Here is a 24,050-nt window from a genome sequence, read left to right as displayed (position 1 = left end):
AACACCTACTAATCCCACGCCCAACTATATACCCGCCCCCCCACCCTCCGCCCCGGGGGGGGGGGGGGGCGCGGGGGGGCGCGGGGGGGGCCCCCCCCCCCCCCCCCCCCGCGCCCCCCCCCGCTCCCACAAGAGCTGCTAAGCGGCGTTGGTGCCGGCGCGTTTCGCCAGGGCCACCAGCATCGCGCGAAGCGCCGCCGGCTTCACCGGCTTATGCAGCAAGGGATAACCAAGCTCGCGCGCACGTTGCTTCAGCTCGGTGCTTCCATCCGCGGTAACCATCGCTGCAGGCGGCATCGGTGAGACGTGGTTCGCGATGATCTGCAGTGCCGCAAGGCCATCCAGGGTTTCAGTCAGATGGTAATCCGCGAGGATCAGGTCCACACGCGTATCGCTGAGGATGGCTAGTGCTGCTTCGACATCCATCGCGACGCGGCAGTCGACACCCCAACGGCCTAGCAGCGCTTTCATGCCATCGAGGATGGCTTCGTCGTTGTCGAGGCACAGCACCGTGAGCGGCAGTTGTTCACCGCCAGGTCGCGCCACGGCGGCGACGCGCTTGCGTGCCGTGGCTTCGGCGCGCGGTACGGTGATGCTGAAACAGCTGCCGTGGCTCACGCGCGAACGCAGGCCGAGGCGATGGCCGAGGATGCCGGAAAGACGGTCGCAGATAGACAAGCCCAGGCCGAGGCCTTTCTCGCCCCATGGCGATGGCCGGTCGATGCGCTGGAACTCACCGAAGATGCGCGCCTGCTGCTCGTCGGCGATGCCGGGGCCGCTATCCCACACCTCGATGCGCACATCCTTGCCGCTGCGGCGCACGCCCAGCACGACGCCACCAGCACGCGTATAACGCAACGCGTTGGAGAGGAAGTTGGCGACGATGCGCCGTAGCAACTGCGCATCGGAACGCACGGCCACCGTCGTTGGCACGACGTGCAGGCTGAGGCCGCGTTGCTCGGCAACGACGGCGAATTGTTGCTTCAGTGAATCGAACAGATCGGCAAGTGCGAACGGCGCGACCTCTGGTCGATAGCTACCAGCATCGAGTCGCGATACATCCAGCAGCGCATCAAGCAGATCTTCCGCCGCACGGAACGAAGCATCGATGCGCTCGGCGAGTTGCGTAGCTTCGCCGTCCAGGCCGGGGTGCTGACGCAGCGCCGAAGTAAACAACCGTGCAGCGTTCAACGGTTGCAGCAAATCGTGGCTCGCCGCGGCAAGGAAGCGTGTCTTTGAAGCGTTGGCGGCCTCGGCTTCGCGTCGTGCGATGGCCGTGGCATCAAGCGCTTCGGAGAGTTCCGCCGTGCGGTCGTCGACGCGTTGTTCCAGTGTTTCGTTCGCTTCGATCAGGGCTTGCTCGGCGTGCTTGTACGCGGTGACGTCGGTGAACGTCGTGACGAAACCGCCACCCGGCAGGGCGCGGCCACGCATCTCGATCACCGTGCCATCCGGGCGAATGCGCTGGAACAGATGCGGCGAGCCGGCGCGCATGTAGCGGATGCGCTTGCCTACGTGCTCATCGACTTCACCCGGCCCGCATTCGCCATGTTCGGCGTTCCAGCGAATCAGGTCGGCGACGGGCAGTCCGACGTAGACCATGCCTTCCGGATAGTCGAACAATTCGAGATAGCGGCGATTCCATGCGACGAGGCGCATGTCACCATCGACGACGCTGATACCCTGCGACACGTTCTCGAGCGTGGTCGAAAGCAGTTCGCGGTTGAAGCGCAATTCCTGCGACGCCTCGTCCATCAACGCCATGGCTTCAGCGATATCGAGGCCCGTGCCACTCAGCGCACCCATGAGGATGCGCCGCGCACTCGCCGCGCCGACGGCGCTCGCCAGCAGGCGTTCCGTGAACTGGATGAGCGGGCGGTCGGCGGAGTCGGTAGGGGAGAGCGTCACGCCGTGGCGCTGGCCGTACTCATGGAAGGCGCGCACGGTGACGCGATCGCCAACGATGCGCCCGGCGATAGTCCCGAGATCACGCACGGTGACACGGCCGCGCCAGTCACCGGCGCCGGTGACACTGCGGACGAAGGGGTCGACGAAGAGTGCCGCGTGGAGTCGTTCCGCGACGCTGGGGCGGAAGCGGAGTGAGATGAAGATGAGGCAGGACACGTTGATTAGCAGTGACCAGAACGTGCCGTGGGTGACGGGGTCCCAGCCGCTCAGGTGGAACAGCTCGTTCGGCTTGAGCCACGCGATGCCCAGCGGGCCATCATTGAGCCACGCACCCGGCAGCCAGCCGGCGCGGGTCATCGCCGGGAATAGCAGGGTGTACGCCCACATGCCGAACCCGGCGATCAGGCCGACGTAGACACCGACGCGGCTCGCCCCGCGCCAGTACAACGCGGAGACGATCGCCGGCGCGAACTGGGCCACGGCGGCGAAGGAGAGCAGGCCGGTCGCGGCGAGGTTCTCCGCGTCGGCGATGATGCGGTAGTAGACGTAAGCCATCGCGGCGAGGCCGACGATCGCGATGCGACGAATGGCGAGGACGAGATGCGAGACATCGCCGCGTTGCTCGAGGCCGAGCCGGCGGATGCGCAGCAATGCCGGCATCACCAGGTCGTTGCTGATCATGGTGGCCAGCGCCACCGCGGCGACGATCACCATGCCAGTTGCCGCGGAGAACCCGCCGATGAAGGCGATGAGCGCCATGGCGTGGTTGCCGTGTGCGATGGGCAGGTTGAGGACCCAGGCGTCGACGTGCCGGCTGGTGACGGAGTCGAGCCCGAGCCCAGCGCTCACGATGGGCAGCACGCCGATCGAGATCAGGACCATGTACGCCGGGAACAACCAGCGCGCTTTGCGCAGGTCGCGGGGATCCTCGCATTCGACGACGCCGATCTGGAACTGGCGTGGCAGGCAGAACATCGCGCAGAATGCCAGCAGGGTCTGCGCGACGAAGCCCGGCGGCATGCTGCCTTCCTCGATCTGCATCACGGGTGCACGTACGGTCTCGACGATGCCGGGACCATGCAGGTACGCGTAGACGGCGATGCCCACGAAGGCCAGCAGCTTGACCAGCGACTCGACGGCCACCGCGAGCATCATGCCGTGGTGGTGTTCGGTCGCATCGATGTTGCGCGTGCCGAAGAGGATCGCGAAAACGGCGAGGAGGGCGGCGCACCATAACGCGGTATCGCCGAACCACCAGCTCGAGCCTTCGCCGAGCACGCTGAATGACATGGCGACAGCTTTGAACTGGAGCGCGATGTACGGAATGATCGCGAGCACGGCGATGATGGCGACCAGCGCCGCCAGGCCATGCGACTTGCCGAAGCGCGCGGCGATGAAGTCGGCGATGGACGTGATGTTCCGCTCGCGGGCCACGAGCACGAGCCGCTCGAGCAGGCCGAAGCCGAACACGAAAAGCAGCAGCGGGCCGAGGTAGATCGGCAGGTAGGCCAGGCCGGAGCGCGCCGCGGTGCCGACCGCGCCATAGAACGTCCACGACGAGCAGTACACCGCGAGGGCAAGGCTGTAGACCAGCGGGCGCAGGCGCGGCTGGCGAGGGTAGAGCGGGCGGCGGTCGCCGAGGTACGCGATCCCGAACAACAGGCCGACGTACAGCAAGGCCACGAGCAGCAGGAGCCAGCCTGCGATCACGTAGATAAGGTCCCTGTGTGGTACGCGCTCAGGCTAGCATGGGCGGATGAGCCTGGACGTTCCGCACCTACCCGACGATGAGATCCACGTATGGCGGATGCCGTGGGGCGGCGATGCCGCCGACGCGCCGTTGTTCCGCGCGCTGCTCGTGGCGTATGCCGGCGCGGGCGCGCCCGAGGTCGCTCGGGGAGAGCACGGTAAGCCGCATTTCCCAGGGCCGTTCAGCCGCTTCGGTTTCAGCTGGTCGCACAGCCGCGATGTCGCCCTGTTCGCCATCGGTCATGGGGCTCCCGGGTTCGAGCTCGGGGTGGACGTCGAGCGGGTTCGTCCGCGCGCGCGATCGCTGGAACTGGCGCGGCGATTCTTCGCGCCCTCCGAGACGGCGTGGCTGGCCGAACTCGCCCCGGAGCAGCTGCTGATGGGCTTCCTCGAGCTATGGACGGCCAAGGAGGCGGTGCTCAAGGCGCAGGGCGGCGGGCTCTCGTATGGGCTGCACCGGGTAGCCTTCCGCCGGGTCCCGGGCCTACCGCTGGTTGCCGACGCCTTCGAAGGCGAGGTTGCGCCCGCCAGCGCCTGGCAGGTCCAGCCGCTCGGGCTGGGCGATGGCCTGGTGTCCACCGTCGCCTGGCGCGGCGAGCCCCGCACGGTTCGGGTCTTCACATTTCCGCTTTGAACCTTTTTGGTCCGGGGCGTGTCTGACTTTACGTGTGTGTGTGTGAGCCGTGGAGTGCGCCACAGGGATGTGGCGCGTTATGCTGGGACGACAGTCATTGCGCACGTCGCGCTTGTGACGTGCGCATTTTTTTGGACCGTCGATGACCCTACTCAGCGTTAACCTGAACAAGATCGCCGTACTGCGCAACTCGCGCGGCGGCAGCGAACCGGATATCGCCACCGCGGCCAATACCTGCATCGATGCAGGTGCCGGCGGCCTCACGGTTCATCCCCGACCCGATATGCGCCATGTGACACCTGCCGACGTTCGCACGTTGGCGGGCTTGCTGCGTGGTCGTGTCGAATACAACATCGAAGGCAATCCGTTTGCCGGTGCGCGCGGCGCTTATCCCGGCCTTATCGAGCTGTGCCGCGAAGTGAAGCCGACCCAGGTGACGCTCGTGCCGGATGGCGATGGCCAGATCACCTCGGACCATGGATTCGACCTGACGAAGGACATCGAAACGCTCAAGCCGGTCGTGGCTGCGTTCCGCGAAATCGGCTGCCGCGTAAGTGTGTTCGTCGATGCCGGTGCCAATGGTTTCGCCGATGCCGTGGCGATCGGTATCCAACGTATCGAGCTCTACACCGGGCCGTACGCCGAAGCCTTCCACCATGGCGATGCACGTGCGCAACTCGCGACCTTCGCCGACACGGCTCGTCGTGCGCAGCAGGCGGGACTCGCGGTGAATGCGGGGCATGACCTTAGCCAGGCGAACCTCGGGACGTTCAAGGCTGCGATTCCTGGTCTGGCAGAAGTGTCGATCGGGCACGCGCTTATCGGTGAGGCCTTGTATCAGGGGCTTTCGAACACCGTTCGCGCGTATCTCGATATTCTGAAGTAACAGCTATCGCGCGCAAGCGCGCTCCCACAACGGCTAGGTCGCTCTTGTGGGAGCGCGCTTGCGCGCGATTCGCGTCTGCGAGTGCGCGGCATCCGGCACGCATAAAAAAACCCCGCCGTAAGGCGGGGTTTTCAGTCTTACCGGACAGACCTGATCGATTACTGCGCGTTAACGAAGCCGATCTTGGTCAGGCCCTGGCCCTTCGCGTCGGAAAGCACGCGAGCCACGACCTCGTACTGAACCGCGTCATCCGCGTCGATCTGCAGTTCCGGCTGGTTGGACTGCTGGGCGATCACCGCGATCTGGGCGCGGAGGCCCAGCTCGTCAACCGGCGTATCGTTCCAGTACAGCGAACCATCCTGGCGGATCTGCAGCCGGACGGGATCCGGCGGATTTTCTGGATTGACGATGTTCGGATTCGGCTGCGGCAGATCGATCTTGATCTTATGCGACAGCATCGGAGCCGTGATCATGAAGATGATCAGGAGCACCAGCATCACGTCGACGAGCGGCGTGACGTTGATGTCCGACATCGGGCCACCGGAATTGCCTGAGCTGAAAGCCATGTTCGTTACTCCTTGCCGGTCGACATGAAGCCGACGTGGACCATGCCGGCATCCTTGGCGTCGCCAAGGATCTTCTTCACCACCTTATATTCGGTGGTGCGGTCGGCACGGATCTGGAGCTCCGGCTGCGGCGACTTCGCCGCCGCAACCGCGAACTGACCCTTCAACTCAGCCTCAGTGACTTCGTTGTCATTGAGGAAGTACGTACCGTCCGGCTTGACCGCGAGATCCAGCGGCTCTACCGGGGTGTCATCCTTAACATTCGGATTAGCCTTCGGCAGATCGATCTGGACCTTATGGGACATCAGTGGTGCCGTGATCATGAAGATGATCAGCAGAACCAGCATCACGTCGACCAGCGGCGTGACGTTGATTTCCGACATCGGCCCACCGGAGTTGCCCCCGCTGCTCATAGCCATGGGTCAATTCCTCTAACGATTACTTCGTGCCTTCGACACGGGCGCCAGTGGCGAAGAAGTCGTGCAGGTCGTGCGCGAATTCGTCGAACTGGGCGTAGGTCAGGCGGTTCGAGCGCATGAAGAAGTTGTACGCAAGCACGGCCGGGATAGCGGTGAACAGACCGAACGCGGTCATGATCAGAGCTTCACCGACGGGGCCAGCGACCTTATCCATCGAAGCCGAACCCGAAGCGGCGATGCCGATCAGCGCGTGGTAAATACCCCACACCGTACCGAGCAGACCGATGAACGGAGCCGACGAGCCGACCGTGGCAAGCAGGGTCAGGCCGCCTTCGAGACGCAGGCTCTCGCGAGCCACGGCCTGGCGAAGGGCGCGATCGATGAATTCCGAACGCGACAGCGACTCGGCGAGACGACCGCCAGCAGCCTGCTGGTGGTGAGCCACGGCCGAAGCGGCGTCGAGCGCGATCTTCGAGAACGGTTCGCCCTTCGGCTGCTCTTCGAGCATACGAATGGCTTCCTGGGTCGACGCGGTGTTCCAGAAGCCCTGGATCACCTTGTCGGCGCGCGAACGCACCAGGCTGTTACGGACGAAGTTGGCGATGATGAAGTACCAGGAGAGGAACGACATCAGGACCAGCACCACGAACACAATCCAACCGAGGAAGTCGAAGTTGTGAATGAGGTGGTCGAAGCCCATCTGCTTGAGGGCGTCGGCATTGGAGTTACCTGGCGTAGCAGGCTGAGCGGAGGTGTCTTGCAACATAACGCTACCCTTGGGAAGTCAAGCGTGAACTTAAAAGTTGTAAGCGTGGGGGCTTACAGCTGGTTTAGGTTGAACGTAACGGGGACACGTGCATAGCCTTCGACGGCCTGACCGCCTCGCTTGCCCGGGTTGAATCGCCAGTTCCTGGCCGCATCCTGCGCTGCCTTGTCCAGTTCGCGGAAACCGCTCGACTGGTCGACCTGGATGTCTTTCGGCGTACCGTCGACAGCCACGAGAACCAGAAGTACCACCGTACCTTCATGCCGCTGGCGAACCGCCTGCGGCGGATACTTTGGCGGGTTACGCTGACGGTACGACAGATTTTCGCTCGGCGCGATATCCGCCGGCGGTGCCGGAGGCGCGGGAGGCGCCGGCGGCGGTGCCGGAACGGCATTCGTGCTCGCCTCTTCAACAGCCGGCGGCGGCGGAGCCGGCGGCGGCGGTGTCGGCGGCGGCTTCACCTGCTGAATGATTTTCGGCGGCGGCTGCTTCGGAGGTTCCGGAGGCGGCGGCGGCGGCGGCGGGGGCGGCGGCGGCGGTTCGATAAAGTCGACCTGGACCACCTTTTCCTTCTGCTTTTCCTGCGACTTGGGCGGCGCCATGGGCGCGACCAGCAGCAGGAAGGCGAACGAATGCAGCGCTATGGCTACTGCCAACGCACTTGTGCGCCCCCAACTAAACGGCGCTTGGCCGGTTGATTCGTTACTTGAGGCCATCAGTCACTATCAAGAGCTAATCAAGCGGAAGTGGGCCCGCTGCTTCCCGACGCCCGGCAGTTTCACATTGCCTGAACGCAGGTTTATGCAAGCGGAAAAGAAGCAAGTTACACCAGCATATGGCGTTTGTATAGCGCCTGAAGGGAAGATTTATGGCAGGCCACAAGGCCCCCCTTCCGGCACTTTACAAGGTCGCCTTACTGGTTACCTGCGGTTTTCAACCAGGCGTTGGCCTTGGCAGACGTTTCAGGATCCTGCGCCGCGAGCTTCATGTCCGCGATAGCACCCTGCTTGTTCTTCTGACCACGCTTGGCTTCCGCGCGCACCATATAGGCCTGGCCTTTATGCTGCACGCCCTTGCTGATGGCGTCCGTCGCTGCCTTTTCGGCAGCGGCGTATTTGTTTTCCTGGAGATTCACGCGAGCCAGCTTGAGGGCCGGTTCGCCATTGGTCGCAACCTTGACCGCTTCATTGAGCGTCGTGATCGCGTTGTTCATGTCGTCAGCGGTGATGTACGAATCGGCGAGCAGGTTGTAGTTGTCGCCCGTCTTCTGCACCACGCCCTTGTCCATGCCTTCCTTGAGGATGGCAGCGGCCTTCTGGGCATTACCCTTCTGACGCGAATCATTGTTCTGGCCGTCGATCAGGTAGATCTTGGCGAAGTTCACGTACTGCTTCTCGTCCTTGATGGCGCCGGCGGTGTGTGCCTTCTCCATCAGGGCGATCGCTTCCGGATACTTCTGTGCCTGGATGAGCGAGGACGTCGCGTTGTTCAGCGCGGTCGCATCGCTGGGGTTCTTGGCGAGTTCATCGGAAGCCATCTGGGCGGCCTTGTCACCCTGGCCGGTTTCCGAGTAGCTGGCCATCAGGATCTGGTCCCACTGCGGCTGCGGCTTCGCATCCGGCATGGACTTCGCCTTGGTGATCGCGGCGATCGCTTCCGGGTACTTCTCGAGGCGGTAATCGATCGAGCCTTCGAGACCGTACGACTCAGCCGTCTCGCGCTTGCCTTCGGCGCGCCACTGCTGCAGGGCCTGCAGCGCAGGTGCGTACTGTTCGTCACCTGCGAGGAGCTGCGCGTACATGTACTTCAGCTGGTAGTAGGTGTCGTTCGGCACCACCGGCGCGCCAACATCCAGCGCCTGCTTCAGCTGCTCGAGACCCTTCTTCTTGCCTTCGTCGCTGCCGCTGTTGAAGTTGAGCGTGGCGAGCGCCTGCAGCGCGATGGCCTGGGCGTACTTGCTCTTGGTCTTCGAACCATCGGCCAGCGGGCCGAGGATCTCGTTCGCCTTGGCGAGGTCGCCATCGGTCGCAGCTTCCTGGCCGGCGTTCAGCGCGTCGACGTCCTTCTGGTCCTTCAGATCGGACTTGGGTTCAGTACGGGTGGCGTTCGGATACAGCACTTCCTTCTTGACGTCAGCCGGCTTGTCTTTGGCAACGACAGCGCCGCTGGCGAGAGAAAGTGCGATCGCGGTTGCGAGCGCCATCTTGCTGAAGAAACCCTGTTTCATTGACTGACCTCGATTGAAGGAGTCGTCGCACTCGGCGGTGCTCCGGGGGACTACAGAGGTTACCCTGATTTGATTCCTAAGAACAAGTCGCAGCGCGACAAAAAATTTCAGCTAAAACAATCACTTGTTAGATTAGCGTTGGCACTGACGAAATTGGGGTGCTTTTTGGCCCTTGAAATTGCCATTTGAAACCACCCTACGCCGGCGAACGTAGTGGATATGAAAAAGCCCGGCTGTCCTTCGACAGCCGGGCTTTTCGATCGGATTCGCCATGTTATTGGACGGAATCAGATATCCAGGTTGGCAACCTTCAGCGCATTCGATTCGATGAAGTCGCGGCGCGGTTCCACCGCTTCGCCCATCAGCATCGAGAACATCTGGTCGGCGGCCACGGCATCTTCAATGCCGACCTGGAGCATGCGGCGCGTCTCCGGGTTCACCGTGGTTTCCCACAGCTGCTCCGGATTCATTTCGCCGAGGCCCTTGAAGCGCTGGATCGTACGACCCTTCTTGGCTTCGTCGAGCAGCCAGGTGCGCACATCGGCGAAGCTGGTGACGCCACGCGAACCGTTGCCGCGGCGGACCACGGCGCCCGGCTTCAGGCTGAGCTCGGCGAGCGCGCCCGCGATCGTGGCGATAGCCCGGTAGTCGCTGCCGCTGAAGAACGCCTGGGTCATGATCCAGGTGTGGCTGAGGCCGTGCTGCATGCGCTCGACTTCAACCGCCGCACCCTGCTCGTTCAGTGCCGGGCGGAAACGCAGCGCGTAGGTCGGCTTGCCGAGGCCGCTCGCGCTGAGGCGCGTGGCGATCCCGTCGAGCCAGGCCTGCATGGCGGTGGCGTCGTTCCAGAAGCCTTCCTGCAGCGGCTTGTGCTCGATCATCGCGGTGAGCACCGAGGTATCGAAGCGGTGCGACATGCGTTCGATCTGGTCCAGGGCCGACTGGTAATCGCGCAGCAGCTTCTCGAGCGTTTCGCCGCCGATGCCCGGCGCACCCTCTTCCGGCTCCAGCGAGGCGTTGTCGACGGCACTCGAAATCAGGAAGTCGTTCAGGACGCTGTCATCCTTGATATAGAGCTCCTGCTTGCCCTGCTTCACCTTGTAGAGCGGCGGCAGGCCGATATACACGTGGCCGCGCTCGATCAGCTCCGGCATCTGCCGGTAGAAGAAGGTCAGCAGCAGCGTACGGATGTGCGAGCCGTCCACGTCCGCGTCGGTCATGATGATGATGCGGTGGTAGCGCAGCTTGTCGGGGTTGTACTCCTCCTTGCCGATACCGGTGCCCAGCGCCGTGATCAGCGTGCCGACTTCCGCCGACGAGATCATCTTGTCGAAGCGAGCCTTCTCGACGTTGAGGATCTTGCCCTTGAGCGGCAGGACGGCCTGGGTACGGCGGTTACGGCCCTGCTTGGCCGAGCCACCTGCGGAGTCACCCTCGACCAGGAACAGTTCGGAGAGCGCGGGATCCTTCTCCTGGCAATCCGCCAGCTTGCCCGGCAGGCCAGCGATATCCAGCGCGCCCTTGCGGCGGGTCATTTCGCGGGCCTTGCGGGCCGCCTCGCGAGCGCGAGCCGCGTCGACGGCCTTCGAAGCGATGTTCTTGGCTTCGGTCGGGTTCTCGAGGAGGAACTCGGCGAGCTTGTCGTTGACGACCTGCTCCACCGCGGTCTTGACCTCGCTGGAAACCAGCTTGTCCTTGGTCTGCGACGAGAACTTCGGATCCGGTACCTTCACCGAGAGCACGGCGATCATGCCTTCGCGCATGTCATCGCCCGAAAGCGCGACCTTGGCGTTCTTGGCGATGCCTTCCTTCTCGATGTAGTTCTGCAGCGTACGGGTCAGCGCCGCACGGAAACCCGTGAGGTGGGTGCCGCCATCGCGCTGCGGGATGTTGTTGGTGAAGCAGAACATCGTTTCCTGGTATGCATCCGTCCACTGCATGGCCAGTTCGACCGTGATGCCGTCGGTCGCCGAGCTGAAGCTGATGACCGTGGGATGCAGGGCCGTCTTGAGCTGGGCCAGATGCTGCACGAAGGACTTGATGCCGCCCTCGTAGGCAAAGATGTCCTTGCGATCGTTGCGCTCGTCGACGAGCTCGATCGTGACACCCGAATTCAGGAACGCCAGCTCGCGGAGGCGCTTCGCGAGGATGTCGTAGTGGAATTCGTTGTTGTTGGTGAAGGTGAGCTTGCTGGGCAGGAAGCGAACCATCGTGCCGCGACGAGTCGTGTCGGCGGTGGGCGCGATCGGGGCGACCGGCTCGCCATGGGCATATTCCTGGTTCCAGGCCTTGCCATCACGCCAGATCGTCAGCCACAGCTTCTCGCTGAGCGCGTTCACGACGGAGACGCCCACGCCGTGCAGGCCGCCGGACACCTTGTACGAGTTCGCATCGAACTTGCCGCCGGCGTGAAGGACGGTCATGACGACTTCTGCCGTGGACCTGCCCTCTTCCGGGTGGGTATCCACCGGGATGCCGCGGCCGTTATCGGCCACGCTGGCGGTGCCGTCGTCGTGGATCGTCACGGTGACGTAGTCGCAATAGCCGGCAAGGGCCTCGTCGATGGCGTTATCCACCACCTCGAAGACCATGTGGTGCAGGCCGGTGCCGTCATCCGTATCGCCGATGTACATACCGGGGCGCTTACGGACCGCCTCGAGGCCCTTCAGGACCTTGATGCTGCCGGAATCGTAGGCGTTCGAATTGGTCGGATCGAGAGGTTCGTTCATGCGAGGCCTGGTGATGACGCAGGAGGCCCCGGCGCGCGTAAGGCGCAGCGCCGGGACAGTCGGTCGATTATAGCAAAGCCGCCACGGAACCCTGTTCCACGTGGAACACAGTGACGGATCGGTCCGTGAGGGCGTGCGGAACCTCGGTGCCGGTCACCAGCACCTGGACATCGCGGCCCATGAGCTGGGCTACCACCCACTCTTGATGGGTACGATCGAGCTCAGAAGCAAGGTCGTCGAGGCAGACCACGGGCCATTCCCCCCGGACTTCCGCATGCAACGCCGCCTGGCCCAGTAGGCATGCCAGGGCGCAGAGCTTCTCCTGGCCGCGCGACAGGTGCTCGCGTAGCGGGGCCTGCTCGAACGCGACCGAGAAGTCCGCCCGGTGGGGTCCAGCGGTAGTGTGGGCCCGAGCCAGATCGCGGTGGCGACGTTCCATGAGGGTCGTGGCGAGGTCGGTCGTCTCGTCCCAGCCGGCTTTGTAGCGGATCGTAAACTCGCCGAGCTCGGGCAGGACATTGCCCATGAATGAGCGGATGTGAGGCAGCAGGCGCTCGAGATAGCCCTGGCGGTAGCCGGATAGGGCCTCGCCTGAGGACGACAGTTCTGATTCCCACGGCTCGATGAGACCGGGATCCAGCGGCCCGCCACTCCTCAGCACGGCATTGCGCTGTTTCAGCGCCCGTTGATACCGGCGCCACTGGCTGACGAAGCCATGTTCCACGTGGAACAAACCCCAGTCGAGGAACTGTCGACGCTCCTCCGACCCGCCAGCAATCAGATCATGGGAACCGGGCTCGAAGCAGACCACGGCACACTCCTGCACCAGGGCCCCGAGCGAGGCGGCATCCCCATCGATCCGGGCCTGCCAGCGGCCACCCTCGCGGCCCAGGCCGAGACGCCTCGTACGGCCCTCTGCCGAACTGACCTCGGCGAACACTGAGAGCGCAGTGCTGCCCCGCTTCAGCAGGACATCCCGCGAGCCGGATCGGAACGAACGGCCATGCGAGAGCAGGTAGGCCGCCTCGAGCACGCTCGTCTTGCCGGCGCCGTTAGCGCCGACAAAAACGCTGATCCCAGGCGCGGGCGTGATGGAAACCCCATCCAGGCAACGCAGGCCGGCAATCCGGAGTGACTCGAACTTCATTCCCTGCCTTTATCCCATGCCAGAACGAACAACGCCGGGGTGTCGAAGACATCCCCGGCGTCGTGGCCGAACTTTACCTTGTCGGAAGGTCAGAGGCGAAGCGGCATCACCACATGGCGAGCTTCATCGTTGCCCTCTTCCTGCAGCAGGCAGCTGGACTGGGCATCGCGGAGGTTCAGGCGAACCTTATCGCCGCGAAGGGCGCCCAGGGCGTCCAGCAGATACCCAACGTTAAAGCCCACGGCCAGGTCGCTGACGCTGGTCTCGGCTTCCACTTCTTCCTGGGCTTCTTCCTGCTCCGGATTGTGGGCGACGATCTTGATCGAACCCGGCTGCAGTTCCAGCTTCACGCCGCGGTACTTCTCGTTCGAGAGAATCGCGGCGCGCTGCAGGGCGCTACGCAGCACGTCACGCTCGATCGTGGCGCTCTTGTCGGCACCAAGCGGGATCACCGCCTCGTAGTCCGGGAAGCGGCCGTCGATCAGCTTCGAGGTGAACTGCACACCGCCGCGGCGAACACGCAGGTGGTTGCGACCGAACTCGAGTTCCACCGTGCCCTCGCCGGACTCGAACAGGCCGATCAGCTCGTTCACGCCCTTGCGCGGGATGATGATCTGGCGGCGAGCCTGCACGGAGCTCTCGAGCCGGGTTTCCTTGAGTGCCAGGCGATGGCCGTCGGTGGCTACGCAACGCAGCGTGTGCTCCTGGAGATCCAGCAGCATGCCGTTGAGGTAGTAGCGCACGTCCTGGTTCGCCATCGCGAACGCCGTCCGCTCCATCAGGTCGCGAAGGACTTCTTCCGGCAGCGTCACCCGCTCGACCAGCTCGATCTCGTCGACGGTCGGGAACTCCGTCGCCGGCAGCGTCGCGAGCGTGAAGCGGCTACGCCCCGCGTTCAGCGCGATCCGATCGCCATTGAGCTTCAGGTCGATCTTCGCGCCATCGGGCAGTGCGCGAACGATATCGAACAGTTTGCGGGCGGGAATCGTGATCTCGCCTTCCTGCACGCCGTCGGCAGCCGTGGTGGCCACCATCTCGACTTCAAGGTCCGTGCCGGTAAAGGAGACGTCGCTACCGGAGGCGCGCACCAGGAGGTTCGCCAACACGGGAAGCGTCTGTCGACGTTCTACGACGCCCACGACTTGCTGCAGGGGTTTGAGCAGTACTTCCCTCTGGATGCTGAATTGCATGCGTCCCCTACTCCTGCTTTTAAGGTTTTAAAGATTTTATAGTGGTTGTAGTTAGGCCGGTGGATATCTTGAAAACTAAGATTTCGTCTTATTTTTCAATGCTTTGCTTGCTGATATCCAATGGCTCTAGCTGACGGTTTCATGTGGGTCCATTGTGGATAACTTCGGCGCCTGAAACCGTCCTCAGTTCACCCACCTATTATCCACAGGTTCTCAGCCCGTCAAGATACGGATGAGCTGTTCCCAATCCTGTCGCATACGTACGTCTTTCTCACAGAAACCGCGGATCGTCCGGCACGCGTGGAGCACGGTCGTATGGTCGCGGCCACCGAAGGCCTCTCCGATCTCCGGCAGGCTGTGCTCGGTGAGTTCCTTGGACAGGGCCATGGCCACCTGTCGCGGGCGCGCCAGGGAGCGCACACGGCGCTTGGAGAGCAGGTCGGACAGGCGCACCTGGTAATAGTCCGCGACCGTCTTCTGGATGTTCGGCACCGTGACGGCCTGCGCATGCGTGTTGAGCAGGTCGCGCAGGGTCTCTTCGGCGAAATCGGTGGTGATGTCGCGACGGTAGAAGTTCGCACGCGCGGCAAGCGTGTTGAGCGCGCCCTCGAGGTCGCGCACGTTGGAACGGATGCGCCGCGCGAGCAGCATCGCCACGTCCTCCGACAGCGACATCTCCTTGTCCGCCGCCTTGGAGAGCAGGATGGCCGCGCGCGTCTCGAAGTCCGGCGGCTCGATGGCCACCGACAGACCCCAGCCCAGGCGCGACTTCAGGCGTGGCTCGAGCTTGTCCAGTTCCTTCGGATAACGATCGCAGGTCAGGATGATCTGCTGCTTCGCTTCGAACAGCGCATTGAAGGTGTGGAAGAACTCTTCCTGCGTGGTGTCCTTGCCGGCGAAGAACTGGATGTCGTCGATCAGCAGCGCATCCACTGAGCGGAAGCGGCGCTTGAAGTCATCCATATTCTTCTGCTGCAGCGCCTTCACCATGCCGCTGACGAACTGTTCCGAGCGCAGGTAAAGCACCTTCGCCTCCGGATTGTTCTGCAGCAGCAGGTTGCCTGCGGCATGCATGAGATGCGTCTTACCGAGGCCGGTGCCGCCATACAGAAGGAGCGGGTTGTAGGCGCGGCCGGGATTCATCGCGACCTGCATCGCCGCGGCCTTGCCCAGCTGGTTCGACTTGCCTTCGACGAACGTTTCGAACGTGTAGTGCGGATCCAGGTTGTGCTGGTGCGGCGGTTCGGGCGCAGCCGGCGCATGGACGGCGGCCGCGGAGGCAGGCGCCATATGGCTCGCCACGGGTGCACTGGCCGCCACGGCCGAAGCCGGGCGCGCAGGCGCGGGGCGCCCGCCATGCGAACCGACTTCCAGGCGCACGGGCAGGGGGTGGCCCGCCAGGTGTTCGATGATCGCTTCGATCCGGACCAGGAACTGGCTGCGCACGGTATCGAGCGAGTACGGGTTCGGCGCATACAGGTACAGGCCCGTGCCGTCCTCCCTGGCCTGCAAGGGCATGAGCCAGGTATGGACGTCTTCGGGGCTCAATTCGCCATCAAGACGCTCGAGACAGCGCCTCCAGAGATCACTCATCGGGTATTTTTTGCCACAGCGTGAAGGGGCGCTTGCGCGCGGGGTGGACGATGAAGTCTACCAGCCTTCCGCTCCCCTCTCGGCGCCTCCCTCGCCCGGGGCGTCTTGTCATCCATTGGCCAAGCGCTTGACATCCTTCGGGAATGTCCCGCATACTTTTGGGCCAATTTTTATCTTCACCCGGATGCAAGCGCCATGAAGCGTACTTTCCAGCCCAGCAAGCTCAAGCGCGCCCGTACCCACGGCTTCCGCGCCCGTATGGCCACGGCCGATGGCCGCAAGATCCTGAACGCCCGTCGTGCGAAGGGTCGCAAGCGCCTGATCCCGTAAGCGGTACGCTGGTCGTGCGTGCCGCAGCCCTGCCGCGCGATGCGCGGCTACGCCGCGCCGCCGACTTCGCAGCCTTGCGAAATGTCAGCGGTCGCCTCGGCGGCCGCTGTTTTCTTTTGCGCTTCGGAAACAACGCGGCAGGCACCGCCCGGCTCGGCCTGGCGATCTCCAAGCGTTGCTCCAAGCGTGCCGTGGACCGCAACCGCATCAAGCGCCTGGCGCGTGAGGCGTTTCGCCGTGCCCGGCCTGACCTGCCGCCCGTCGATATCCTCGTGATGGCCCGCGACAGTGCGGTCGAGGTGCCCGGCGCCGCCCTCCTGGCGGAACTGGATTCCCTCCTCCGGCGCATCAAGCCGTTGAAGCGCGAGGGTGCCGACGGCACAATCTCGCGTTGACCTCTTTCCCGCCCGCCTGCCCGTCCTCATATCGGCCGCGGTGCCTAACGGATCTGGCTTAAGCTGATGAATCAAACGCGTACGCTTCTCTTCTTTGCGCTCATGTTCGTGGCGTACGTGCTGTGGACGCAGTGGGAGCAGGATTACGGCCCGAAGCCGCCCGCCGCCCAGCCTGCCGCCGCCGCCCAGGTGGATGGCAAGCCGGCTGCCGATGGCAGCGTGCCTGGCGCCTCCGGCACGGCCAACGTCCCCGCGGATACCTCGGCCGTCCCGGCCGGCAAGGCCGAGCTGGTCACCCTCGAGAACGACGTCCTCCGCCTGACCATCGATACGCGTGGTGGCAGCATCGTGCGTTCGGAACTGCTCTATTACCCGAACAAGCCGGTGACCCGGAAGGATCCGACCCCACCGCCGGTCCGCCTGCTGGATGACGACGCGAAAACCTTCTTCGCCGCGCAGGATGGCCTGGTCAGCAGCACCGGTGCCGCGCCGGACCATCGCGCCCTCTTCCATGCGGAAAAGACCGTGGCCAAGCTCGCCGATGGCGAGAAGTCGGTCAGCCTTGACATGACCTGGGCCGATCCGTCGGGCGTGAAGGTCACCAAGCGCTACACGCTGAAGCGCATGGATTACGTGGTCGACCTGGACCAGCGTATTGATAACGGCACCCAGTCCACCTGGACCGGCAACGCCTACCAGCAGCTGCAGCGCGCGCCGGCCGAGAAGGCCAGCTGGTTCCAGAGCTACACCGACCCGGCACAGCACAGCTTCTTCGGCGCCGGCTGGTATAGCCCGGAGACGAAGTTCGAATCGCTGAACTTCGCCGACTTCCAGAAGAGCCCGCTGAACCGCCCGATCACCGGCGGCTGGATCAGCATGCTCCAGCATTACTTCCTGGTGGCCTGGATCCCGCCGGCCGACCAGAACGTGTCGTACAGCACCAACATCGTCGACCCGACCTCGGCGACGCCGCGTTATCTCGTGCGCGCGTTCGGCCCGGCGATTTCGGTCGCGCCCGGCCAGGCCGTGGATAGCGTTGCCCGCCTGTACGTCGGCCCGCGCCTGCAGGGCACGCTCGATGCGATCGCCCCGGGCCTGGACCTCACGGCGAACTACGGCTGGCTGAAGATCATCGCCACCCCGCTCCACTGGCTGCTTTCGCAGCTGCATGCCATCAGCGGCAACTGGGGCGTCGCGATCATCCTGCTCGTGCTGCTGATCAAGGCGGCGCTGTACAAGCTAACCGATGCCCAGTTCCGTTCGGGCGCGCGCATGCGCAAGCTGCAGCCGCGGGTCCAGGCGCTCAAGGAGCGCTATGGCGATGACCGCATGAAGATGCAGCAGGCCATGATGGAGCTGTACAAGAAGGAGAAGGTGAACCCGATGGCAGGTTGCCTGCCCATCCTGATCACCTTCCCGATCTTCATCGGCCTGCTCCGCGTGCTGTCGGAATCCATCGAGCTGCGCCATGCGCCGTTCTTCGGCTGGATCCACGATCTTTCCGCTCCGGATCCGTTCTACGTGCTGCCGGTGCTGTACTTCCTGGTCACGCTGCTCACCCAGCGCATGATGCCGACGGCGGGCATGGATCCGACCCAGGCGAAGATGATGAAGGTGATGCCGCTGATCTTCGGTGTCTTCTTCGCGTTCTTCCCGGCGGGCCTGGTGCTTTACTGGACCGTCAACGGCGCGACCAGCCTGTTGCAGCAGTGGTATATCAACCGCAGCGTTGATAAAGCCCACGAAAAGGCACGCACCGCCTAATTCGCCATGAGCCACGGCACCGACACCATCGCAGCCATCGCCACCGGCGCCGGCGCGGCCGGTGTCGGTGCCGTTCGCGTTTCCGGGCCCCTCGCACCGTCGATCGCGTCGACCTTGCTCGGCCGAGAGCCCAAGCCACGCCACGCGCACTTCGCTGCGTTTCGCGATGCGCAGGGCGAGCTGATCGATCGCGGCATCCTGCTGTCCTTCCCGGGTCCGGCGTCTTACACCGGTGAGCATGTGCTGGAGTTGCAGGGCCACGGCAGTGCGGTCCTGCTCGACGCCCTCCTCCGTCGATGCATCTCGCTCGGTGCACGCCTCGCGCGGCCGGGCGAATTCACCGAGCGCGCGTTCCTCAACGGCAAGCTCGATCTCGCGCAGGCGGAAGCGGTGGCCGATGTTGTCAGCGCGACATCCGAAGCGGGTGCACGCGCCGCGCTGCGCTCGATGGAAGGTGTGTTCTCGGTGCGCGTGGATGACCTGCTTGCCGAGCTCATTGCGTTGCGCGTGCATATCGAAGCGGCCATCGACTTCCCTGAAGACGAGATCGACTTCCTTGCTGATCCGGTGATTGGCGAGCAGCTCGCCGCACTGCGCGCGAATCTTGATGCGTTGCTTGTCGAGACGCGTCGCGGGGTTCGCTTGAACGATGGAATCACCGTCGCGATTGTCGGACGGCCGAATGCGGGAAAGTCGAGCCTGCTAAATGCCCTGGCCGGTGCGGAACGCGCCATCGTCACCGACATCGCTGGCACGACGCGGGACGTCCTGCGCGAGGCGATCAACATCGACGGTGTCACGTTGGAGCTTGCCGACACAGCCGGTCTTCGTGAATCCGACGACATCGTTGAGCGCGAGGGTATCCGCCGTGCGCGCGCGCAGCTCGAGCGCTGTGATGTAGCGATCATGGTGAGCGATGAAGCTCACGCTGATGTCGATCTGGCTTTCTTCGAAGGCACACCCGCGCACGCTACGCGAATCGTCGTCGTGAACAAGATTGATCTCGGCAGTGATCGCGCCCATCGGGCCCAGGTTGCCGGTTACGAGAAGGTGTGGCTTTCCGCCCGCACAGGCGAAGGTCTCGACACGCTCCGCGAGATCCTCCGCACACTCGCCACGGCCGGTGCAGGTGATGGCGCATTCAGCGCGCGCCGCCGCCATGTGGTCGCGCTCGAACAGGTGGAAGCGCATCTGATGCGAACGGCCGAGGCGTTGCATGGCACGCATGCGGGTGAACTCGCGGCCGAAGAACTCCGGCATGCGCAGCATGCGCTCGGCGAGGTAACGGGCGCCTACTCTTCAGACGATCTGCTTGGGGCGATCTTTAGTTCGTTCTGTATTGGGAAGTAGCGCGACACGTCATACGATGCACGCTGATCTCGTACGACGCCGCCAGGAAGCCGTATGTCATCGAACGGGTTGATGAGTTCGAGACCACAATCGTCGAAGTCGCGGACATTCCGGGTTGCCATGACTGCTCCGTAAGAACGCGCAATGCCAGCAATCATCGCGTCTGGCTTGCCCACGGTACGACCGAGACTTTTTCTAAGCGCGACGATCTCGGCGCAATGGTGCGCGGCCCAGGCGTCAAACATCAAGGTCCTTGGACCGAATTCATCATCGATGAGCTTTCTCGTCGCGGCTTCGAGATTGGTCCGACGCATGCTGGGCAGCATGCAGTAGATACCGGCAAGGGCCTCCGCGCGAGTCACTGCCGTGATGAACGCTTCACCATTGGGCAAGTTCTGAAACCACGATACGACGGAAGACATCGGTTCGGGCTTGACCAGCTCGGAAATGATATTGGTATCGAGAACTATCACGCTCGCCCCTACGCACGCTCTTCGCGTCGGAAGAGATTTTCGAAGAACGCTTCCTTCTCAGCGATCTTCTTACGTACTTCGCTTTCAGGAAGTTCATCGACGAAGCTCCAGGAGTTCCATAGCTCCATGAGCCACGTGTTGTCCTCATTATCGGCGAAGCCACCCGCGCATCTCGGGCAGGTTGAGGTCATGCCCACGGAATGGAGTACGCACTGCAGAATGTATAGCGCCTCAGTCTCAGGTGTCCGTCCTGCCTTGGCAGCCCGCGCGGCAAGCTCTGTCATCACGAACTGATCGTTGATTTGGATAGTCATGCTTTCCATGGTGACTCCTATGCCAAGCGTCGCATATTAGGCGCCGCCCGCTAGGTTTTGTAGGAAAGCATGCCAGACGCGTGTAGTCGTCTCACCTGTCAGATCAGCAAGCAGGCGCCGTCTCGCGCGAATCACCGCTCCGCTCAACAGCCACCGACACCGCCCAAAGCAACAACCCACCAAGCGCCAGGCCACTTCCAACCCAACCCGGCGACGTCCACCCGTACCCATGCGCGATCGCCAGACCACCAAGAAACGGCCCTAGCGCATTCGCTGTGTTGAACGCAGAATGATTCAACGCGGCAGCCAGCGCCTGCGCATCGCCGGCGACATCCATGAGACGTGTCTGAAGGACGGTGCCAAGCGCGCCACCAATGCCGATGAAGAACACGGCAATGCCGAGCGTCCAGACGTTACCCGCGGTGAACGGGAAGATGGCGAGGACGACCAGTGCCCAGAGCAACAGCACGCCGGCCGTGCGCATCAGCGCGCGATCAGCGAATACCGGTATGACCACGTTGCCAAGCGTCATGCCGACGCCGAACACGCCCATGATCCACGGCACGGTGGAGAGCGGCATGTGCGTCACGCTGAGCAGGATGTCGGCGAGGTAGGTGTAGACCGCGAACATGCCGCCGAAGCCGATCGCGCCAATGCCGAGGGTAATCCACACCTGCGGTCGCTTCAGCGCGCCGAGTTCGCGCAGCGGGCTCGCCTTCGTATCGGCCCGTGTATTGGGTGCGAACGCGAACACGGCGCTCATCGTCGCGACGCCAAGCAATGCGACCAGCGCGAAACTCCAGCGCCATCCGACGACCTGGCCGAGCCAGCTCGCCAGCGGCACGCCGGCGATGGTTGCAACCGTAAGGCCGAGGAACATCTGACCCACCGCGCGCGTACGCCGGTTGGCCGGGACGAGCGAACTCGCCACCAGCGCTGCGACCCCGAAGTAGGCGCCATGCGGCAGGCCGGCGAGGAAGCGGAACACGAGCATCCAGTGGTAGCTCGGGGAGAGGCCGGTCAGGCCGTTGAACACGGTGAACATGGCCATCAGCAGCAACAACAGGCGGCGGCGCGGCATGCGCGCGCCCAGCACGGTGATGATCGGCGCACCGACGACCACGCCGAGTGCGTAGGCGCTGATCGCATGGCCTGCGGTCGGCGCGTCGATGCCGAGGCCCTGCGCGAATAGCGGCAGCATGCTCATCGAGGCGAATTCGGTCGTGCCGATGGCGAAACCGCCGACAGCCAGGGCGAGGATGACGAGCCCGACATGGGGCGCGCGGACGGGCGGGGTGCCCGGATCGAGTGCGGGGGCGGCGGAAGTCATTGGGAGAGGCGGCCTGGGACGTGGGCGGGCGCCGTTGTGCGGCGCAGCAATCGGGTCAGTTTACGCCTCGGGGTGGTTGGGTGCTAGCGGTTGCGGCCGTGACGCGGGGCTAATCGCGCGCAAGCGCGCTCCCACAACTGGTTGAAAATACTGACTTTCAGGTGTGTTCGCGGAGGTATTCGATGAAGGCGCGGAGGGCGGAGGTGACCCGGCGCTGGCGGGGGTAATAGAGCATGAAGCCGGGGTACGGCGGGCACCAATCCTCGAGGACGCGTACCAGCTTGCCTTCGCGGACGTACTCGTCGATCTGGTCGTCCAGGACCAGGGTCAGGCCGACGCCGGCTAGCGCGGCATCGATCGAGACGCAGAGGTCGCCGAACGTGCAGCGGCCGCGGACGTCCAGCTCCAGCTTGGTCTCGCCCTGCTCGAACTCCCATTTATAGAGCCGGCCGCTGGAGAAGCGGAAACGGATGCAGTCGTGCTGCATCAGGTCGTAGGGATGCAGCGGTACGCCGCGCCGGGCCAGGTAATCGGGCGAGGCGACGCAGGCGCCCTTCTGCATGCCGCCAAAGGGGACGGCGATCATGTCCTCGGGCACGGCCTCGTGGAATCGGATACCCGCGTCATATCCCCCGGCGACGATATCGATCAACCCATCGTCGTCCACGGCCTCGAAATGGATATCCGGGTAGGTGGCGAGGAAGCCCGGAAGGAGCGGTGGCAACAAGAGTTGGCCGGCCGAGCGTGGCATGTTCAGGCGGAGCGTTCCCGCGGGGTGGGCCCGGAAGTCGTTCATTTCTTCCAGGGCATCACCGACATCGCGCAGGGCAGGCTGCAGGCGCTCGAGCAGCCTCTGGCCCGCCTCGGTCAGGGAGACGCTGCGCGTCGTGCGGTGGAACAAGGTGACGCCGAGTCGTTCCTCCAGCCCACGGATGGCGTAGCTGATCGCCGAGGTCGACAAGGTCAGTTCAGCACCCGCCTTCCGAAAGCTGGCGTGGCGGGCGACCGCCGCGAAGGCGGCGAGATGAGAGAGATTATCCGGACGCATGATTATCAAGAATACCTCAACGATACGTCCGAATAATCGCGTTGGCGCGCCGGATTGTTGAGGGTTATCGTTCCCCGCTTTCCTGTTTACCCCTGCAGAGGATGACACCCATGTTCGAAGTCCATGGTTTTGCTGCCAAAGACGCCACGTCGCCCCTCGTCCCGTTCAAGTTCGACCGCCGCGACGTCGGTCCGCACGACGTGCATATCGAGATCCTCTACAGCGGCGTCTGCCACTCCGATCTCCACCAGGCCAAGGGCGACTGGGGTAACTCCACCTTCCCGATGGTCCCGGGCCACGAAATCATCGGCCGCGTGAAGGCCGTCGGCTCGGAAGTGAAGAAGCTGAAGGTCGGCGACTACGCCGGTGTCGGCTGCATGGTCGACTCGTGCCGCACCTGTGAGTCCTGCAAGAAGGATCTCGAGCAGTACTGCACGGTCCACACCAGCTTTACCTACAACGGTACCGAGCAGGACAAGAAGACCGTGACCCAGGGCGGCTACTCGACCGACATCGTCACGGAGGAGCGCTTCGTGGTGAAGGTCTCCGACAAGCTCGACCTCAAGGCGGCTGCCCCGCTGCTCTGCGCCGGCATCACCACCTACTCCCCGCTGCGCCACTGGAAGGTGGGCCCGGGCCAGAAGGTGGGCGTGATCGGCCTCGGCGGCCTCGGCCACATGGGCGTGAAGTTCGCCAAGGCCATGGGCGCGCACGTGACCATGATCACCACCTCGGAGGCGAAGGGTGCCGACGCGAAGCGTCTCGGCGCGGATGATGTCCTCGTTTCGACCGACCCGAAGCAGATGGAAGCCGCGGCGTCGAAGTTCGATTTCCTGCTCAACACCGTGCCGGTCAGCCACGACATCCTGCCCTACCTCTCGCTGCTGAAGCTGGATGGCACGATGGTCCTCGTCGGCGCCCTCACCCCGCTGGATGCGTTCCCGGGTGGCGCTCTGATGCTTCCGCGTCGCACCGTCGCCGGTTCCGCCATCGGCGGCATGGCCGAGACCCAGGAGATGATGGACTTCTGCGCCGAGCACAACATCGTGTCCGACGTTGAGATGGTCAACATGGCCGACATCAACGAGGTCTACGTGCGCCTGGCGAAGAACGACGTGCGCTACCGCTTCGTGATCGACATGGCATCGATGCCGAAGAACTAAGCGACACCGTGGGATGTGGGAGCGCGCTTGCGCGCGATCGCGCGCAAGCGCGCTCCCACAGTTCCCGGG

21 protein-coding genes are annotated in these 24,050 nt (G+C 63.8%); 7 read left to right on the top strand and 14 right to left on the bottom strand.

All coding sequences use genetic code 11. The features are described from left to right. Positions 1 to 138: 138 nt before the first annotated feature. A complete protein-coding gene (locus tag ACZ6YI_RS18250) occupies positions 139 to 3,618 on the bottom strand; it encodes a hybrid sensor histidine kinase/response regulator (RefSeq protein WP_465779896.1) in 3,480 nt (1,159 codons plus the stop codon). A gap of 46 nt (positions 3,619 to 3,664) precedes the next feature. On the opposite strand from ACZ6YI_RS18250, the gene ACZ6YI_RS18245 reads away from it, so the two are divergent. Then, positions 3,665 to 4,291, top strand: coding sequence for a 4'-phosphopantetheinyl transferase family protein (locus ACZ6YI_RS18245; RefSeq protein ID WP_465779895.1), 627 nt, complete (start codon positions 3,665 to 3,667; stop codon positions 4,289 to 4,291). 142 nt (positions 4,292 to 4,433) lie between these two features. Next, positions 4,434 to 5,177 (top strand): pyridoxine 5'-phosphate synthase, encoded by a 744-nt coding sequence (locus ACZ6YI_RS18240; RefSeq protein WP_440325267.1) that lies wholly within the window; start codon positions 4,434 to 4,436, stop codon positions 5,175 to 5,177. A 158-nt stretch (positions 5,178 to 5,335) separates the two neighbouring features. On the opposite strand, the gene ACZ6YI_RS18235 is transcribed toward ACZ6YI_RS18240, so the two are convergent. From ACZ6YI_RS18235 to dnaA, 9 genes are all read right to left on the bottom strand, one after another. Further along, on the bottom strand, positions 5,336 to 5,743 hold the full coding sequence (locus ACZ6YI_RS18235; protein ID WP_072323403.1) for an ExbD/TolR family protein: 408 nt from the start codon (positions 5,741 to 5,743) through the stop codon (positions 5,336 to 5,338). 5 nt (positions 5,744 to 5,748) lie between these two features. Continuing rightward, positions 5,749 to 6,162 (bottom strand): ExbD/TolR family protein, encoded by a 414-nt coding sequence (locus ACZ6YI_RS18230; RefSeq protein WP_331641115.1) that lies wholly within the window; start codon positions 6,160 to 6,162, stop codon positions 5,749 to 5,751. Positions 6,163 to 6,181: 19 nt separating this feature from the next. Beyond that, on the bottom strand, positions 6,182 to 6,928 hold the full coding sequence (locus ACZ6YI_RS18225; protein ID WP_440325269.1) for a MotA/TolQ/ExbB proton channel family protein: 747 nt from the start codon (positions 6,926 to 6,928) through the stop codon (positions 6,182 to 6,184). Between the two features lie 53 nt (positions 6,929 to 6,981). Next, a complete protein-coding gene (locus ACZ6YI_RS18220) occupies positions 6,982 to 7,584 on the bottom strand; it encodes an energy transducer TonB (protein ID WP_465779894.1) in 603 nt (200 codons plus the stop codon). Positions 7,585 to 7,841: 257 nt separating this feature from the next. Beyond that, complete coding sequence (locus ACZ6YI_RS18215) at positions 7,842 to 9,155, bottom strand: tetratricopeptide repeat protein (RefSeq protein WP_465779893.1); 1,314 nt, start codon at positions 9,153 to 9,155, stop codon at positions 7,842 to 7,844. A 287-nt stretch (positions 9,156 to 9,442) separates the two neighbouring features. After that, on the bottom strand, positions 9,443 to 11,884 hold the full coding sequence (gene gyrB / locus ACZ6YI_RS18210) for a DNA topoisomerase (ATP-hydrolyzing) subunit B (RefSeq protein ID WP_465779892.1): 2,442 nt from the start codon (positions 11,882 to 11,884) through the stop codon (positions 9,443 to 9,445). Between the two features lie 67 nt (positions 11,885 to 11,951). Beyond that, the gene (gene recF, locus ACZ6YI_RS18205; protein ID WP_465779891.1) at positions 11,952 to 13,031 is read right to left on the bottom strand and encodes a DNA replication/repair protein RecF; all 1,080 of its coding nucleotides are present in this window, start codon (positions 13,029 to 13,031) and stop codon (positions 11,952 to 11,954) included. Positions 13,032 to 13,120: 89 nt separating this feature from the next. Beyond that, a complete protein-coding gene (gene dnaN, locus ACZ6YI_RS18200) occupies positions 13,121 to 14,221 on the bottom strand; it encodes a DNA polymerase III subunit beta (protein ID WP_465779890.1) in 1,101 nt (366 codons plus the stop codon). Positions 14,222 to 14,434: 213 nt separating this feature from the next. Beyond that, positions 14,435 to 15,814, bottom strand: a complete 1,380-nt coding sequence (gene dnaA / locus ACZ6YI_RS18195; protein WP_465779889.1) for a chromosomal replication initiator protein DnaA — start codon at positions 15,812 to 15,814, stop codon at positions 14,435 to 14,437. Between the two features lie 195 nt (positions 15,815 to 16,009). Here dnaA and rpmH point away from each other — a divergent pair, with 195 nt between their 5' ends. From rpmH to mnmE, 4 genes are all read left to right on the top strand, one after another. Then, the gene (gene rpmH / locus ACZ6YI_RS18190; RefSeq protein ID WP_008211413.1) at positions 16,010 to 16,144 is read left to right on the top strand and encodes a 50S ribosomal protein L34; all 135 of its coding nucleotides are present in this window, start codon (positions 16,010 to 16,012) and stop codon (positions 16,142 to 16,144) included. Positions 16,145 to 16,158: 14 nt separating this feature from the next. Next, a complete protein-coding gene (gene rnpA / locus ACZ6YI_RS18185; protein WP_465779888.1) occupies positions 16,159 to 16,539 on the top strand; it encodes a ribonuclease P protein component in 381 nt (126 codons plus the stop codon). Between the two features lie 66 nt (positions 16,540 to 16,605). Next, positions 16,606 to 18,303 (top strand): membrane protein insertase YidC, encoded by a 1,698-nt coding sequence (yidC, locus tag ACZ6YI_RS18180; protein WP_465779887.1) that lies wholly within the window; start codon positions 16,606 to 16,608, stop codon positions 18,301 to 18,303. A gap of 6 nt (positions 18,304 to 18,309) precedes the next feature. Continuing rightward, positions 18,310 to 19,653, top strand: a complete 1,344-nt coding sequence (gene mnmE, locus ACZ6YI_RS18175) for a tRNA uridine-5-carboxymethylaminomethyl(34) synthesis GTPase MnmE (RefSeq protein WP_465779886.1) — start codon at positions 18,310 to 18,312, stop codon at positions 19,651 to 19,653. Here mnmE and ACZ6YI_RS18170 read toward each other — a convergent pair. The 4 genes from ACZ6YI_RS18170 to ACZ6YI_RS18155 form a co-directional block, all read right to left on the bottom strand. Continuing rightward, positions 19,596 to 20,126, bottom strand: coding sequence for a PIN domain-containing protein (locus ACZ6YI_RS18170; protein WP_465779885.1), 531 nt, complete (start codon positions 20,124 to 20,126; stop codon positions 19,596 to 19,598). The genes mnmE and ACZ6YI_RS18170 overlap by 58 nt on opposite strands. 8 nt (positions 20,127 to 20,134) lie before the next feature. Further along, a complete protein-coding gene (locus ACZ6YI_RS18165) occupies positions 20,135 to 20,449 on the bottom strand; it encodes a hypothetical protein (RefSeq protein WP_465779884.1) in 315 nt (104 codons plus the stop codon). Positions 20,450 to 20,543: 94 nt separating this feature from the next. Continuing rightward, on the bottom strand, positions 20,544 to 21,770 hold the full coding sequence (locus ACZ6YI_RS18160; protein WP_465779883.1) for an MFS transporter: 1,227 nt from the start codon (positions 21,768 to 21,770) through the stop codon (positions 20,544 to 20,546). 157 nt (positions 21,771 to 21,927) lie between these two features. Then, positions 21,928 to 22,818, bottom strand: a complete 891-nt coding sequence (locus ACZ6YI_RS18155) for a LysR family transcriptional regulator (RefSeq protein ID WP_440327954.1) — start codon at positions 22,816 to 22,818, stop codon at positions 21,928 to 21,930. 110 nt (positions 22,819 to 22,928) lie between these two features. Between ACZ6YI_RS18155 and ACZ6YI_RS18150 the strand changes: the two genes are divergently transcribed. Then, positions 22,929 to 23,981, top strand: coding sequence for an NAD(P)-dependent alcohol dehydrogenase (locus ACZ6YI_RS18150; RefSeq protein WP_465779882.1), 1,053 nt, complete (start codon positions 22,929 to 22,931; stop codon positions 23,979 to 23,981). Positions 23,982 to 24,050 lie beyond the last annotated feature (69 nt).

This window comes from Luteibacter sp. NPDC104163 (assembly GCF_055584245.1).
This window is presented reverse-complemented; position numbering and strand designations above follow the sequence as displayed.

Bases quoted from the DNA above. Each gene is read 5' to 3' on its own strand.
- mnmE (WP_465779886.1), top strand. From the start codon at position 18,310: ATGAGCCACGGCACCGACACCATCGCAGCCATCGCCACCGGCGCCGGC.
- ACZ6YI_RS18225 (WP_440325269.1), bottom strand. From the start codon at position 6,928: ATGTTGCAAGACACCTCCGCTCAGCCTGCTACGCCAGGTAACTCCAAT.
- recF (WP_465779891.1), bottom strand. From the start codon at position 13,031: ATGAAGTTCGAGTCACTCCGGATTGCCGGCCTGCGTTGCCTGGATGGG.
- ACZ6YI_RS18230 (WP_331641115.1), bottom strand. From the start codon at position 6,162: ATGGCTATGAGCAGCGGGGGCAACTCCGGTGGGCCGATGTCGGAAATC.
- ACZ6YI_RS18235 (WP_072323403.1), bottom strand. From the start codon at position 5,743: ATGGCTTTCAGCTCAGGCAATTCCGGTGGCCCGATGTCGGACATCAAC.
- ACZ6YI_RS18150 (WP_465779882.1), top strand. From the start codon at position 22,929: ATGTTCGAAGTCCATGGTTTTGCTGCCAAAGACGCCACGTCGCCCCTC.
- ACZ6YI_RS18165 (WP_465779884.1), bottom strand. From the start codon at position 20,449: ATGGAAAGCATGACTATCCAAATCAACGATCAGTTCGTGATGACAGAG.
- ACZ6YI_RS18160 (WP_465779883.1), bottom strand. From the start codon at position 21,770: ATGACTTCCGCCGCCCCCGCACTCGATCCGGGCACCCCGCCCGTCCGC.
- yidC (WP_465779887.1), top strand. From the start codon at position 16,606: ATGAATCAAACGCGTACGCTTCTCTTCTTTGCGCTCATGTTCGTGGCG.
- ACZ6YI_RS18215 (WP_465779893.1), bottom strand. From the start codon at position 9,155: ATGAAACAGGGTTTCTTCAGCAAGATGGCGCTCGCAACCGCGATCGCA.
- dnaN (WP_465779890.1), bottom strand. From the start codon at position 14,221: ATGCAATTCAGCATCCAGAGGGAAGTACTGCTCAAACCCCTGCAGCAA.
- ACZ6YI_RS18155 (WP_440327954.1), bottom strand. From the start codon at position 22,818: ATGCGTCCGGATAATCTCTCTCATCTCGCCGCCTTCGCGGCGGTCGCC.
- rpmH (WP_008211413.1), top strand. From the start codon at position 16,010: ATGAAGCGTACTTTCCAGCCCAGCAAGCTCAAGCGCGCCCGTACCCAC.
- gyrB (WP_465779892.1), bottom strand. From the start codon at position 11,884: ATGAACGAACCTCTCGATCCGACCAATTCGAACGCCTACGATTCCGGC.
- ACZ6YI_RS18245 (WP_465779895.1), top strand. From the start codon at position 3,665: ATGAGCCTGGACGTTCCGCACCTACCCGACGATGAGATCCACGTATGG.
- dnaA (WP_465779889.1), bottom strand. From the start codon at position 15,814: ATGAGTGATCTCTGGAGGCGCTGTCTCGAGCGTCTTGATGGCGAATTG.
- ACZ6YI_RS18240 (WP_440325267.1), top strand. From the start codon at position 4,434: ATGACCCTACTCAGCGTTAACCTGAACAAGATCGCCGTACTGCGCAAC.